Here is a 13,497-nt window from a genome sequence, read left to right on the forward strand (position 1 = left end):
GGGGCCGGGCCACGGCGCCGCGAGGGGTCAGAAGCCGCAGAGCTCACCGAGCGACTTGGCGGCGCCGTTGTTCGGGGTGGGTGTCTGGCGGGGGAGCGTCCTCGCGGTGCGGGTGGGCGAGGGGGTGGGCGTCGCGTCGCTCGCGCCGGGAGAGGCGGTCACCCCCGCGGCCTGGGCGCGGCGGGGCTGGATCGACTGGCGCAGAGCCCTGGCGGTGGCGGCCCGGATCTTCTGCCAGTCGGGGGAGCCGGAGTAGAACTCCGGCGGTACGAACTGGAGGCTGGTGATCCTGGCGTCCTTGACCCTCAGGCCGAGGGTGGCCAGGTGCTCCAGCAGTTCGCGGGGTATGTCGGTCTTGGCCATCTTCTTGGCCACATTCGCGATCTTGACGAAGTTGGTCAGGACCACCGAGGGGGTGGCCTGCTGCGCGAAGGCGCCGATGACGCAGCGCTGACGACTCATCCGGGAGAAGTCGTCGCTGCCGACGCGGGAGCGGCCGTACCAGAGAGCCTCCTCGCCGGAGAGCGTCCGGTAGCCGGCCTTGATCGTGCCCGCGGTGCCGTAGAGGCCACCCCACGGGACGTCGCGCTCCACCCGGATCCTCAGGCCGCCGATGGCGTCCACCAGGTGGGCGAAGCCGAACATGTTGACCAGGGCGTAATAGTCGATCTTCAGGTTGAGGGTGTAGCCGATCGCCTCCATGAGCGCCCTGGGCCCGCGCTGTCCCTCCTTGCCGGGCATGATCTCCGGGTGCTCCTCGGCGTACTGCCAGACCTCGTTGAGCAGGCCGCCGTTGGGCAGTTCACGCATGAAGCCGCCGGGGAACTGCCTGCCGAGCGGGCTGGTGGGCGGGAACCGGACGTGCTGCAGGTTGCGGGGCAGGCTGAACAGGACCGCGTTCCCGGTCGCGACGTGCACGCTGGCCACGGTCATGCTGTCGGTGCGGATGCCGTCCCGGTTGCCGGCTCCGTCACCGCCGACGAGCAGGAAGTTCACCCGCTCGCGCCCACCCCACGGGTCCCCGTGCCTGATGGGGGTGGCGGCCGGGTCCCCCGAGGCGCTCCGGAAGATGCTGTTGGCCGCGTCCTTGACGGTCAGCACGGTGCTGGCGGCCAGCGCGAACGGTGACGTCACCGCCACGCACAGCACGCCGACCGCGATGCCCGAGACGATCTGGCCTTTTCCGCTCAGCCGGTGGGGCCTGAGCGAGATGTAGGACGAGAGCACCAGCAGGAACCAGGCGACCGCGCCGACCCCGGCGAGGATCGCCCCGGCCAGCAGCGTGCCGTCCCGGGTCACGAAGCCCGCGTTCTCCGGGTCGGCCAGGATGACGGCGGACACCAGCCCGGTCGCCAGCAGTACGCCGAAGACGCCGAGCAGGACGTATCCGGTACGGCGCCGCCCCGAGCGCAGGTGGGCCGCGCCCGGCAGGATCACCGACAGCCCGGTCCAGCCGATGAGCGAGGCGGCCGTCAGCGGCCTGGCGAACCTGGGCCGGTTCCGGGAGGTCCGTCCGGCCTCTCGCACCCGCCTGTTCTCGCCGGCCGGTACGGTCTGCGCCGCCTGTCCGGCGGGTGTGCCGGGGGAGGTGGACGCGCCACCGGAGTCGGCGCCGTCGTCCCCGTCGTGCCGCCGGGTGCGCCGTTTCCCGCCCTCGCCGGCAGGATCCCCCGAGTCTTGCCCTAGGCGCATCGCCACACCGCTTCCTGTACGTCCTGCCCCGGTCCACCTGGCAAGACAGCCAAGGTCCCCCGATTTCACGGAATTGGCAGGATTCTAGCCCCATACCTGGACATGACAGACAGATAACCAAGCTCAGGTTGCTGATCGCCTAACCTGCGGCGTCGAGGAGGGCGGGCCTGGCCGGGTGTCGCGGGGTGGGGTCCGTCCCCCGCGCCGTTCCCGCTTCCGCCCCGACGGCCGGCGGTCGTCGCCGGCTTCCGGAGATCTGTGACCTTGTCGTATCGAACATCCGATATATCAGGAAAAGTGGGATTCTTGTGGAATTCGGGGCGTAAGCCGACTGATTTATCATCCGTCACGGATGTCGCCTTATTCGGTTACATTCCGAAATCGTCCAAGGTGATCTCCGCGATGTGCAGGACCGCGCCGGGGCCCGTGTCCTAGCTTCGAAGTCATGAATCTGCAGCAGCTCCGCTATGTGGTCGCGACGGCGGAGCACCGCACCATGACCGACGCGGCCAGGTCGCTGTACATTGCCCAGCCTGCGCTTTCGCGCGCGATCCGGGACCTGGAACGAGAACTGGGGATGACGTTGTTCGCCCGGTCGGGACGTGGCGTGGTCGTCACGGCGCAGGGACGGCGGGTGGTCAAGCTGGCCAGGGAGGCGCTCGACGCCGTTCGCGAGATCGAGGCACTGTCCACCCAGGGCCATTTGTCCGAGGCGGAGCTGCGCATCGCCTCGACCCCCAGCCTTGAGCCGGGACTGGCCGGACGGCTGCTTCCCGCCTATGTCGCCGAGCACCCCGGGGTGCGTGTCCACATCGTCCGCTGTGACGGACGGGACGGTGTGGTGAACGCCATCCGGGACCAGCGGGCCGACATCGGCCTGACGGACCTGCCCGTCCCCACCGACCTGGTCAGCCATCCGCTGGAACGCCAGGAGATCGTGCTGATCTCCCCGCCCGGCCTGGGCCTTTCCGATCCGGTGCCGATGACCAGGCTCAACGGCATGCGGCTGGTGCTGCCCGTCCCCGGCAGCGCCCGGCGCAGGGAGTTCGACGCGCTGTTCGCCAAGTACGGTGTCACCCCCGTGCCGGCCGTGCAGCTCGACGAGCGCGGCAACTGGCTGAACACGGTCCGCTCGGGCACGGCCTCCCTGCTCTGGTATCGCGGGATGGCCGAGCAGGCCGTCAGGGCCGGGCTGGTGGTCCGCTCCCTCGATCCCCCGGTCCGCAGGGTGATCGCCCTCGTCCACGCGCGACGGCGGCTGCCCCCCAGCGCCCAGGAGTTCCTCTCGGTGGCCGAAGGAGGGTCGGCCGCCTAGGAACGCCGTGATTCACGGTCCCGACACCCACAGAGGCGGCGCAGGTGGGAGCGTCCGCCTCTCCGGCACCGGCCCGGCGGGCCCCGGGCGGCCCCGGATGGGCCGGGCGGCCTCGGCTAGGCTCGGTGCCGATGACTATCTTGCGCCTGCGCGGCCGTGAGTTCCGGCCCGGCGAATTCGCGATCATGGCGGTGGTCAACCGCACGCCCGACTCCTTCTACGACAGGGGGAGGACCTACGGATTCGGAGCCGCCCTGGAGGCGGTGGACCGGGCGGTCGGCGGTGGCGCGGACATCGTGGACATCGGTGGTGTCAAGGCGGGGCCGGGGGACGAGGTGGACCCCGCGGAGGAGATCCGCCGGGTGGCCGACCTGGTCGCGGCGGTCCGGGAACGTCATCCGCGGCTGATCGTCAGCGTCGACACCTGGCGGGCCGAGGTCGGGGAGGTCGTCGCCCAGGCGGGCGCCGACCTGCTCAACGACACCTGGGGCGGGGTCGACCCGGTCCTGGCGGAGGTCGCGGCCAAGCACCGGATCGGGCTGGTCTGCGCGCACGCGGGAGGAGTCGTCCCCCGGACCCGTCCGCACCGCATCGCCTACGACGACGTGATGGCCGACGTCATCGGCCGTACCGTCGGCCTCGCGGAGCGGGCGGTCGCCGCCGGTGTCGCCGGGGAGTCGATCCTCATCGACCCCGCGCACGACTTCGGAAAGAACACCCGGCACTCCCTGGAGATCAGCCGCCGCCTGGGCGAGATGGTCGCCACCGGCTGGCCGGTGCTCGTCGCGGTCTCCAACAAGGACTTCGTCGGCGAGACCCTCGGCGGCCTCCCGGTCGACGAGCGTCACGCCGGAACCATCGCCACCCTGGCGATCTCGGCCTGGCAGGGTGCCAGGGTCTTCCGGGTCCACGACGCCGCCTCCGCCCGCACCGCGCTGGCCGTGGTGACCGAGCTGAGAGCCCGGACGCCGGAGCGGCCGGCCCTGGACGAGCCCCTCGGCGGGCAGGCGCCGAAGCCGGAGTAGGAGGCCCGGGCGCCGATCTTGGTGGTGGCGCCCGCCGCGACGTCCCCGGGGACCCGCGCGGGAGAGGCGCCGCGGACCCCGGTCAGGACAGCGGCAGCCGTACGACGGCCCGGAGGCCGGGGGAGGCGTCCTCCAGGTGGACCGCCCCGCCGTGGGCGTGCACCGTCTCCCGGACGATCGCCAGGCCCAGCCCGGCCCCGCCCTCGTCACGGCTGCGCGCGCTGTCCAGCCGGGTGAACCGGTCGAAGACCCTCTCCCGGTCGGGCTCGGGAATGCCGGGGCCGTCGTCGGTGACGGTGAGCACCGCGTCGGCACCCTCGGTGCGCAGCTCCACGACCACCGGGGCGTTCGTGTGGCGCAGCGCGTTGTCCACCAGGTTGACCAGCACCCGCCCCAGATCCAGCGCGTCCCCGGTCACCACGATCCCCCCGTTCCCCTCCCCGTCCTGGTCTCCGTTCCCGCCCCGGTCCCCGTCCCGCGCCTCTCCGAGGCCGTCCGGGATCCGCACCGTGACGGCCGCGCCGTACCGTTCGGCGGTCTGGGGGATCAGCCGGTCCAGCTCCACCGGCTCCCTGCGGCCACGGGTGCCGCCGCGCTCGTCCAGGCGGGCCAGCGCGAGCAGGTCCTCGGCGAGCCTGGCCAGGCGCATGGTGTCCTCCAGCACGCCCTCGGCCGTCTCCCGCCAGTCCTGACCCCGCGGATGCCCCAGCGCCACCTCCAGCTGGAGCCGGATGCTGGCCAGCGGGCTGCGCAGCTCGTGCGCCGCGTCGGAGACCAGGGCGCGCTGGCGCGCGTCGGCCTTCTCCAGCCGGGCCAGCATGTCGTTGAGCGTGGTGGCGAGGCTGTGCACCTCGTCGCGCGCCTCGGGCACGGGCAGGCGGCGGGAGCGGGCGGTGTCGGTGATCTCGTCCGCGCCCCGGCGCAGCGCGGCGATGGGCCGCAACGTCCTGCCGATGACCATCCAGCTCGCCCCGGCCAGCAGCACCAGCAGCAGCGGCGTGCCGACCACCAGCACGTGACTGGCCGTGTTGATGCTGGTCTGCACCTCGCTGAAGGGCCGGGCGGCGATCACCGTCTGCCCGCGGTCGGCGCTGAGCGCCCGGACCCGCAGCATGTGCGGGATCCCGTACGGCTCGCCGTCCAGGAACCGGGCCTCGCCCAGGCGCACGGCCGAGGCCCGCTCCCCGGCGTCCAGCAGCGGCACCAGCCGGTCGGTGCCGACGGTGGCGTGGGTGATCCGCCCGGTACGGTCGATCACCTGCAGCAGCGTCCCGTCGGGCGAGGTCATCTCGTCCGGCAGCCGCCCCGCGTCGGCCAGCGACACCGTGTCCCGCGCCCGCTGGTAGATCGTCCCGTCCACGGTGGCGAGCAGCGACCGGCCGAGCGCGCCGATCATCACGTAGGCCGAGACGACCAGGGCGAGCGCGAGCACGGCCGAGGCCACCACGGTCAGATGGAAGCGCAGGCTCCGCCGCCGCCACCAGCCGACCGTGCGACGCGCCGGGGGATCAGCCGCCATCGCCGGCCAGCCGGTATCCGGCCCCCCGCACGGTCCGCAGCGCGTTCCTGGAGAACGGCACGTCGATCTTGCGGCGCAGGTACCCCACGTAGACCTCGACCACGTTGGGGTCGGTGTCGAAGGTGTCCCAGACGTGCTCCAGGATCTCCGTCTTGGAGACCACCTCGTCGTGGCGGCGCATCAGATACTCCAGGAGCGCGAACTCCCTGGGGGTCAGCTCCACCGGCTGGTGCCCTCTGAAGACCCGCCGCCGCGCGGGATCCAGCGACAGGTCCCCTGCCCGCAGTACGGCGGGGCGCCGGCTCGCGCCGCGGCGCAGCAGCGCCCTCAGCCTGGCCACCAGCACGACGTAGGAGAACGGCTTGGTCAGATAGTCGTCGGCGCCCAGGTCGAGCCCGTCGGCCATGTCGTACTCGCCGTCCTTGGCCGACAGCATCAGGATCGGCACCCAGTTCTTCTCGGCCCGCAGCTGCTTGCAGACGTTGTAGCCGGAGATCCTGGGCAGCATGATGTCCAGCACGACCACGTCGTAGTCGCCGTGCCTGGCCAGATGCAGGCCGTCCTCGCCGTCGTGCGCGAGATCGACCGCGAACCCCTCGGCCCGCAGCCCGCGCTGGAGCGCCGAGGCCATCCGCCGTTCGTCCTCCACGACGAGAACCCGCATCCCCCACCACCTTCGTCGATACGGCCCCATCCTGGGCCACCCGGCCTGAGAGGCGGCTGAGAACCCTGTGAGCCCTCTCAGTCTGTCTCAGCTCCGGCACAGGACCGTTCACGCAGGCTGCGAAGAACAGTGATCGACGGCATACCGTGAGGGGATGACATGTCAGAGCAAGCGGGAAGAGGTCGCGCCGTGAGGTGGGGCGTGCCGGTGGCCGCGATCGCCATGGTCGCGGGGGCCGTCGGCGCGGGTCCGGTCATCGCCGCGGTCCAGGGGGACCCGGTGCTGCCCGAGCGCACCGCCGAGCAGCTGCTCGCCGACGCGGCCCAGGCCGCCGGGTCCGGCCTGAAGCCGATGTCGGGCACCGTGATGCAGACCGCCTCCCTCGGCCTGCCGGCGCTGCCGCAGGTGGCGGGGATGGGCGGGACCTCGCCCGCCGCCCTGCTGGCGGGTTCGCACGAACTCAAGGTCTGGTACGGCGGCGCCGACCGGATCCGGCTCGCCCTGCCGGGGAGGATGAGCGAGACCGACCTGATCGTCAACGGCGACCAGGTCTGGCTCTGGGAGAGCGACGCCGACAAGGCCACCCGGATCACCGGCGGAACCGGGCGCGTGCCCGCCGGGCCGGAGCACGCCCTGCCCGTGGCGATGACCCCGCAGCAGCTCGCAGGGGAGGTGCTGAGGAAGGCCGGCCCCGACACCGTGGTCGGCGTCACCAACACCGAACGGGTCGCCGACCGCCCGGCATACCAGCTCGTCCTCACCCCCAAGGACGACTCCTCCCTGATCAGGGAGGTCAAGCTGGCGCTCGACGGGGAGACGTTCGTCCCGCTGCGTGTCCAGGTCTACGCCAGGAGCGCGGCCGAACCGGCCTTCGAGATCGGTTTCACCTCCGTCACCTTCACCCCGCCGGCCCCGGACAACTTCACCTTCACCCCGCCCGCGGGCACGAAGGTCGAGGAGAAGTCCCTCGCCGACGCCGGCCGGATGCTGGAGGCCAGGCAGGAGAGGGCCGAGGGACTCAAGGACAGGGTCAAGACCGTCGGCGTCGGCTGGACCTCGGTGGCGGTGTTCCCCTTCTCCGCGCGAGACCTCGGCGCCCAGGTGGAGCGGGGGCAGGGCGGGCGGCCCGGCGGACAGGACGCGAGCGCGATCGCCGGCGCCCTGCTGAAGTCGGCCACCCGGGTCAACGGACCGTGGGGCGGCGGCAGGGTCGTCCAGACCAAGCTGCTCTCCGCGCTGCTGACCGACGACGGCCGTCTGCTGGTCGGCGCGGTCACCCCCGCCAAGCTGGCAGAGGTGGCCGGACAGCGATGAGCGAGACGCCGGGAGACGTACGAACCCTGGCGGGTGACGGCCGCCGCGGTGGCACCGCTCGCCGGGGTGGGCTCGACGAGGGCTCGGGGGCGCCGGAGGGGGCGCCCCCGCCCGTCGTCCGCGACACCGGGACCGGCGCCGAGGTCGGGCCGTCCGCGCCGGAGGGCCGCCCGCCCGCCGGGTCCGCCGGAGGCCGTTCGATCGTCACCCGTGGCCTGACCAAGCGGTTCCGCGGCGGCCAGGTGGCGGTGGACGGCCTCGACCTGGCCGTGCCCACCGGAGCGGTCTTCGGTTTCCTCGGGCCGAACGGCTCGGGCAAGACCACGACCATCCGCATGCTGCTCGGCCTGGTAGCGCCCACGGCGGGCACCTGGGAGCTGTTCGGCGCGCCGATGCCTGCCGGGCTGCCCGCCGTGCTGTCGCGGGTCGGCGCACTGGTCGAGGGGCCGTCGTTCTACCCCTACCTGTCGGGTGAGGCCAATCTGCGCCGCTACGACGCGGCCGACCCCGCCGCCGATCCCCGCACCGTCACCGCCCGCATCGGGCTCGCCCTGGACCGGGTGGGGCTGGCCGCCGCCGCCCGCAAGCGCTATCGCGCCTACTCGCTGGGCATGCGCCAGCGGCTGGCGATCGCCGCCGCGCTGCTGGGGCCGAGGGAACTGCTGATCCTCGACGAGCCGACCAACGGCCTGGACCCGCAGGGCACCCGCGAGGTCCGCGGGCTGGTCAAGGAGATCGCCGCCGAGGGGACCACCGTGTTCGTCTCCTCCCACCTGCTGGCCGAGGTGGAGCAGATGTGCTCCCACGTCGCCGTCATGCGGTCCGGGAGACTGGTGGCCCAGGGGCCCATCGCCGAGCTCCGGGCGGGGGAGGCGGTCAGGGTCCGGGTGGAGACGCCGGACGTCGCGGAGGCGGCGGCCGTACTGGCCGGTCTGGGGCTCGCGGAGATCCGCGCCGACGGCGGCGGGGTCGGTGCCGAACTGGGCGCGGACGTCCCCGAACGGGTCTGCGCGGCGCTGGTGACCGCGGGCGTCGCGGTGCGCGGCCTGGCCGTGCAGCGGCCGAGCCTGGAGGACGTGTTCGTGGGCCTGACCGGGGAGGGGTTCGATGTCGGCTGAGGTCCTGACCGTCCGGGGACGGGCGGTGAGCGCTCCCCGGGCGCTGCTCCGGCTGCTCGGCTCGGAGATGGGGCTGACCTTCCGGCGCCCCAGGAACATCGCCATGCTGGCCGTGCTCGCCGCGGTTCCGGTGCTGATCGGTGTCGTGCTGCGGACGTTCGGCGGGCCGGGCGAGGACGAGGGCGCTCCCGCGATCTTCACCCAGGTCACCGGCAACGGGCTGTTCCTCACCTTCGCCGCGCTCTCGGTCCTGGTGCAGCTCATGCTGCCGGTCACCGTCGCGGTGGTCGCCGGGGACTCGGTGGCGGGGGAGGCCGGGGCCGGCACCCTGCGCTACCTGCTGACCGCTCCGGCCGGCCGGACCCGGCTGCTGGCCGTCAAGTACGCCAACGCGGTCGTCTTCTGCCTGGCGGCCGTCACCGCGGTCGCGCTGTCGGCGCTGCTCACCGGGCTGGTACTGTTCCCGGCCGGGCCGATCACCCTGCTGTCGGGGGCGACGGTCCCCCTGCTCGACGGCCTGCTCAGGATCGGCCTCGTCGTGCTGTACGTCACGGCGGGCATGGCCGCCCTCGCGGCCCTCGCGCTGGCGCTCTCGACGCTGACCGAGGTGGCCGTCGGCGCCATCGCCACGACCGTGGTGCTGGTGATCGTCGCTCAGGTGCTCGGGGTCATCCCGCAGCTGTCCGGGCTCCGGCCGTACCTGCTGACGCACTGGTGGAACGGCTTCGACGGGGTGCTGCGCGACCCGGTCGCCACCGGTGACATGGGACAGGGCCTGCTGGTCTTCGCCGCCTACACGGTGATCTGCGGCTCGTTCGCCTGGGCCCGCTTCACCGGAAAGGACGTCACCTGCTGACCCCGGGCCGGTGATCCGCGCGTCCTCACCGGCCGTGCCCGGACGGCCGGGGGAGCGTCACACGGGCGCCGTACCCGGCCGGTCCGAGGCCGTTCCCTGATTCTCCGCTGAGCCGTTTTACATAGGTTTCCGTAAGAGATACCTGAGTAATGGCCTATTCATTAGGAAAATCCTCATATGTCCGCACTTTGCGTGCCTCGCGCAAGCGGCGAAGCGCCTGCTTCATGTGCTCCGCCCGGTCTCCCGTCTCACGCTGCCGGTAGGCCGATCCGGGGAAGTCGGGCGTGCGGGCGCGCTGCCGTACGTCGTTCGTCTCGGCGGGCGCCGGGACGGCGGATCGGGGCCGGGGCGCCCCGGCCTCCCGGCGGAGCTTGAGAATGGTCTCGGCGATGTGGTCGAGCAGGTCGTGTTCCCGCCTCCTCCGGAAACCCTCGGGGTGCATGCCGTACACCTCGGCGGCTCTTCTGCGGCGGCTCTGTCCCGGCCAGTTCCGGGTTCCCTCGACGAGTCCGAGACTGTAGGCGACGGCGGTGGCGAGGTCGCCGTCGAGACGGTCGAGGACACGTTCCAGCAGCCTGGCGATGGAGGCCGGCAGCAGGGCCGGGTCGGCCGGCAGTCCCACCGCCTCGACCGACGCGCCCAGGGTCGGCAGCGGGACGTCGCGGAGCCTGAGCAGCCCGTTCTTTCGAACCACCTGCAGTTCGCGCACCAGGGCGTCGTGGCTTGGTTCCAAGGACTTTGGCATGTGATTATCGTTACATCTGATTAGCTGGATAGAAGCCTGTTTTGCGACCATTTGAGGTATGACTGGATCCAGTCTTGGACTGAAAGAATTAAGCGTCAGAGTTACCGGTTAATGTTTCTTGTGTATGACGTAGCAAAAACCATTTTGTTACCGCATGTCCGGTGCAATCCGGTACGAAAGTGGGCAGGATTTGGAACAGGACGATCCGGCGCCGCCGGGGGAGCCGGGCGGCGGGCGGTCGCCGGAGGGCGGCCCGGTTCCGGCGGACGGCCGGGATCGTTCCGGCGGCGGCGGCCGGCTCGCCGCGCGGGCCGCCGGACGGGGCGGTGGTGGAGTCGGGGGGAAATGTCGGTGCCGCTGGAGACGATGGAGCCGTGAACACGATGTGAACGACCAACGGGGTGCCGCCGGAGTCCCTCAGACCTCGGAGGACCCCGGGAGAGAGGCAAGCGATGCCGACCACGATGAGCGTGTCAGACCTGGCGCAGGTCCTCTTCGCCTCCGAGTTGCAGGCATCCGACGATCCCTCGCCGGATCGGGTGCGCGCGGCCATCGAAGACCGGCTGCGCGCCTGTCACGCGGACCTCACCGAGTGCGCGGCCTGCGTGGCGCAGGAGGCCGGTGACCACCCCGAGACATACGAGACCCGGATGCGCTGGGCGCTGAGCGCGGCCCACCGGGTCAACCCCGCCACCCTGGCCACGGCCTGACCGGCGCGGCCCGCGGGACGGGCCACCCGCGCCGGGCCCGGCGGCGGAGAGGGCGGACCGCCGGACGGGACGGCCCCGCGGAAGCGCTTCCGCGGGGCCGCCCCGTCCGTGTCCGGAGACCCGTTCGGGCGACGCTCCGGATATCGCGTCCCAATCGCTGTCCCGGCGGCCTCTCAGGAGGTACGGCCGCCGCGGCGCAGGCCGAGCACGCCGACCGCGACGCCGACGATCCCGGCCAGCAGTCCCGCGCCGCCGAGCAGACGGGCGGTGCCGTCGGAGGCGCTCTCCCCGGCGGCGGCCGGGGTCACCGGCGCGGCCTCGACGGTCGAGGCGGTCGGGGCGGCGGAGGCGGCGTCGTGTCCGTGGCCCTCGCCCGAGGCGGGCGTGAGCTTCAGAACCGGGGCCGGGTGCTCGGCCTCGGAGCCGTCGGCCCTGGGCTCATCGGCCCACTTGACGACCTCCCCGCCGGTGTAGGTCTGGGCCGTGGGGAAGACGAGACGGTCGGTGTCCTTGGGCAGCATCCCCATGGACACCTCGAACTCCTGGAACTGACCCGGCTCGATCTTCCCGCCCGACCAGGTGACCTTCGTGACGGCCTCGGTGATCTCACCGTACTCGGTGGTGATCGGCTTGGGCAGCTTGCCCTCGACCACCTTCACGTCCCAGCCGGGCACCGGCTTGACGGAGACGAACGGCAGCGGGTGGTCGACGGGGAAGGCCACCTCGACCTTGCTGGTCGAGGCGTTGTCGCGCTCGTTCGGAACGCGGAAGGCGACCTTGGTGAAGCCGCCCTGCTCGGCACTGCCGGGGTTGACGGTGACGTGCGCGAGGGCGGGAACGGCCAGCCCGAGGGTGAGCGCGGTGGCGCCGGCGGTGACGGCCACGGCGCGGCGGAGGGCTGAGGAGGCGGGGGAAAGGGACACGGGGGTTCTCCACTTCGAGTTCTGGGACCTGCGGTGACGGGGACGGCTCAGACGGCGGGAAGTGGAGGACCACGCCGGCTGACGGTGTGACGGAGCAGGCGCGCCGCCGGGATGACCACGACGCGGGGAAACGCCGTAGCCGGGGGAGCGAGGGGGAGCGCGGCGGGCAGGAGCAGGCGGAACAGCGCGCCCAGCCGTTCTCCCGCCGCCTGGAGGAGCGCCCACAGGGCCGCCTCGCCGCGAGCCAGCCACCAGCCGGTGATCAGCGTGGCGGTGAGGTGGGCGATGAGCATCCCCAGGCTCTCGCCCAGCCCCTGGCCGTGGGTGTGCACGGTCAGGGAGATCCCCGAGGGGTCGTCGAAGGCGAACAGCTCGTGCAGGAGCAGCTGCATGGCCGCGAGTCCGACGCCGATCGTCGCGGTGGACCGCTCGCGCCCGGCGAGTGCCGCCGTCACGGCCATGACCGCCGCGCCACCGGCCGCCACCGCCCACGGCGCGGGCCCGGAGCCGCCGGCCCCCAGATGGCCGAGGGTGGCGAGCGTCACGCAGACGGCCGAGAAGGCGGCCGCGCGCGTGAGGCGTAACGGGAGGCGGGCACGCATGACGTCCAACATGCTCTCACGCCCGCCCGACGGCTGTCCTGCCGGGTTTTTCGCGGTGGGAGGGCGGCCGGGAAGATGTGGGGGAGGGCTCTTTACATGCCCGTGACTTTAACTGTACGTTATTGATTAATCACCCTACGCATTCAAGGGATAGAGGTGAGCCATGCCCGACAACAGCGCAGAGCACGTGCCTGACCCCCGGGTGGCCTTCGCGGACACCGTGGTGGCCAACACCGGGGAGAGTGACGCGCGCCCCGGCACCGCCGACCGGATCGCCGCCGCGGCAAGCGCCGACGACCACCTGCCTCCGCTGGCGGACCAGCCGATCGACGCCCGTCCGCTGGTCCAGCGTTTCGCGGAATCGGAGGAGTAGACCATGCAGCTGCACTTCCGTAACCGCTACACCTCCAAGGTGTGGGTCGCGATCATGTTCTACAGCCCCGACGGCTGCCGCGACTACGGCCAGTGGGGCACCCGCGGCTGGTGGGCCATCGATCCGGGTGGTGAGGCATATGTCCTCAACACCAACAACCGTTACGCGGCCTTCTACGCCGAGGCCGCCAACGGCGCCGTCTGGACCGGTCCCTACGGTCCGATCTACGTTTACCAGAACGCCTTCGACTCCTGCCTCAACATCGGCAGCACCGCGGCCAGGCTCGTCGGCACCCGGCTGGTCGACATGAACGGTTACTCCAAGTACTACGTCAATTTGGTCGCCTGACACCTGCCCTTTCTGTCCCCCACATTTTCCTATGCGGCCCATGCGGGGCCGCAGCCTCCGCGCCCGGTTCTGCGTTCCCTGACCGAGTAAACGGGTGAATCGGGCGCCATCCAGCCAGGCCGATGCCCTCGATTGATGAGAACAGACGGTGGTCCGTCCCCACGACGTCCACCTCACCCCATCCCGCCACACCCATCCGCGCGCACGATCCCCGCCCCCGGACGTGCGCCTCCCGCCGCCGACAATCGGAGTGCCCTCCGCCTGTCCGCAGGACTACCGGAGCGGTGCCTCCG

General features: G+C 72.0%; 14 protein-coding genes. 8 read left to right on the forward strand and 6 right to left on the reverse strand.

Going from position 1 to position 13,497, the window contains the following annotated elements:
• Window positions 1–27: 27 nt before the first annotated feature.
• The gene (locus ACWEF2_RS23965) at window positions 28–1,692 is read right to left on the reverse strand and encodes an LCP family glycopolymer transferase (RefSeq protein WP_453818595.1); all 1,665 of its coding nucleotides are present in this window, start codon (window positions 1,690–1,692) and stop codon (window positions 28–30) included.
• Between the two features lie 445 nt (window positions 1,693–2,137).
• Between ACWEF2_RS23965 and ACWEF2_RS23970 the strand changes: the two genes are divergently transcribed.
• Window positions 2,138–3,007 carry a LysR family transcriptional regulator gene (locus tag ACWEF2_RS23970; protein ID WP_453818596.1) on the forward strand — a complete coding sequence of 290 codons (870 nt, stop codon included), beginning with the start codon at window positions 2,138–2,140 and terminating at the stop codon, window positions 3,005–3,007.
• 131 nt (window positions 3,008–3,138) lie between these two features.
• Window positions 3,139–4,032, forward strand: coding sequence for a dihydropteroate synthase (gene folP / locus ACWEF2_RS23975; protein ID WP_453818597.1), 894 nt, complete (start codon window positions 3,139–3,141; stop codon window positions 4,030–4,032).
• An 82-nt stretch (window positions 4,033–4,114) separates the two neighbouring features.
• Here the strand turns inward: folP and ACWEF2_RS23980 are convergent, their stop codons facing one another.
• Both ACWEF2_RS23980 and ACWEF2_RS23985 read right to left on the reverse strand, forming a co-directional pair.
• The gene (locus ACWEF2_RS23980) at window positions 4,115–5,551 is read right to left on the reverse strand and encodes a sensor histidine kinase (protein ID WP_453818598.1); all 1,437 of its coding nucleotides are present in this window, start codon (window positions 5,549–5,551) and stop codon (window positions 4,115–4,117) included.
• Complete coding sequence (locus tag ACWEF2_RS23985) at window positions 5,541–6,215, reverse strand: response regulator transcription factor (protein ID WP_453818599.1); 675 nt, start codon at window positions 6,213–6,215, stop codon at window positions 5,541–5,543. Before ACWEF2_RS23985 ends, ACWEF2_RS23980 begins: the two co-directional genes overlap by 11 nt.
• A gap of 189 nt (window positions 6,216–6,404) precedes the next feature.
• Between ACWEF2_RS23985 and ACWEF2_RS23990 the strand changes: the two genes are divergently transcribed.
• From ACWEF2_RS23990 to ACWEF2_RS24000, 3 genes are read left to right on the forward strand one after another with little or no spacing between them, the layout of a single operon-like run.
• On the forward strand, window positions 6,405–7,529 hold the full coding sequence (locus tag ACWEF2_RS23990; protein WP_453818600.1) for a LolA family protein: 1,125 nt from the start codon (window positions 6,405–6,407) through the stop codon (window positions 7,527–7,529).
• Window positions 7,526–8,647: an ATP-binding cassette domain-containing protein gene (locus ACWEF2_RS23995; RefSeq protein ID WP_453818601.1), complete on the forward strand. Its 1,122-nt coding sequence runs from the start codon at window positions 7,526–7,528 to the stop codon at window positions 8,645–8,647. The genes ACWEF2_RS23990 and ACWEF2_RS23995 overlap by 4 nt, the downstream gene beginning before the upstream one ends.
• The gene (locus ACWEF2_RS24000) at window positions 8,637–9,503 is read left to right on the forward strand and encodes an ABC transporter permease (RefSeq protein ID WP_453818602.1); all 867 of its coding nucleotides are present in this window, start codon (window positions 8,637–8,639) and stop codon (window positions 9,501–9,503) included. Before ACWEF2_RS23995 ends, ACWEF2_RS24000 begins: the two co-directional genes overlap by 11 nt.
• A gap of 154 nt (window positions 9,504–9,657) precedes the next feature.
• Here ACWEF2_RS24000 and ACWEF2_RS24005 read toward each other — a convergent pair whose 3' ends face one another.
• Window positions 9,658–10,248, reverse strand: coding sequence for a hypothetical protein (locus ACWEF2_RS24005; RefSeq protein WP_453818603.1), 591 nt, complete (start codon window positions 10,246–10,248; stop codon window positions 9,658–9,660).
• A 464-nt stretch (window positions 10,249–10,712) separates the two neighbouring features.
• Here ACWEF2_RS24005 and ACWEF2_RS24010 point away from each other — a divergent pair, with 464 nt between their 5' ends.
• Window positions 10,713–10,958, forward strand: coding sequence for a hypothetical protein (locus ACWEF2_RS24010; RefSeq protein WP_453818604.1), 246 nt, complete (start codon window positions 10,713–10,715; stop codon window positions 10,956–10,958).
• Between the two features lie 173 nt (window positions 10,959–11,131).
• Here ACWEF2_RS24010 and ACWEF2_RS24015 read toward each other — a convergent pair whose 3' ends face one another.
• Both ACWEF2_RS24015 and ACWEF2_RS24020 read right to left on the reverse strand, forming a co-directional pair.
• A complete protein-coding gene (locus ACWEF2_RS24015; RefSeq protein ID WP_453818605.1) occupies window positions 11,132–11,881 on the reverse strand; it encodes a YcnI family copper-binding membrane protein in 750 nt (249 codons plus the stop codon).
• Between the two features lie 47 nt (window positions 11,882–11,928).
• Window positions 11,929–12,495: an MFS transporter gene (locus ACWEF2_RS24020; protein WP_453818606.1), complete on the reverse strand. Its 567-nt coding sequence runs from the start codon at window positions 12,493–12,495 to the stop codon at window positions 11,929–11,931.
• A 151-nt stretch (window positions 12,496–12,646) separates the two neighbouring features.
• Here ACWEF2_RS24020 and ACWEF2_RS24025 point away from each other — a divergent pair, with 151 nt between their 5' ends.
• Both ACWEF2_RS24025 and ACWEF2_RS24030 read left to right on the forward strand, forming a co-directional pair.
• The gene (locus tag ACWEF2_RS24025; RefSeq protein ID WP_355598947.1) at window positions 12,647–12,856 is read left to right on the forward strand and encodes a hypothetical protein; all 210 of its coding nucleotides are present in this window, start codon (window positions 12,647–12,649) and stop codon (window positions 12,854–12,856) included.
• Window positions 12,857–12,859: 3 nt separating this feature from the next.
• The gene (locus tag ACWEF2_RS24030) at window positions 12,860–13,204 is read left to right on the forward strand and encodes a DUF1036 domain-containing protein (RefSeq protein WP_355598948.1); all 345 of its coding nucleotides are present in this window, start codon (window positions 12,860–12,862) and stop codon (window positions 13,202–13,204) included.
• Window positions 13,205–13,497: the final 293 nt, after the last annotated feature.

It is taken from the genome of Streptosporangium sp. NPDC004631 (assembly GCF_053601935.1).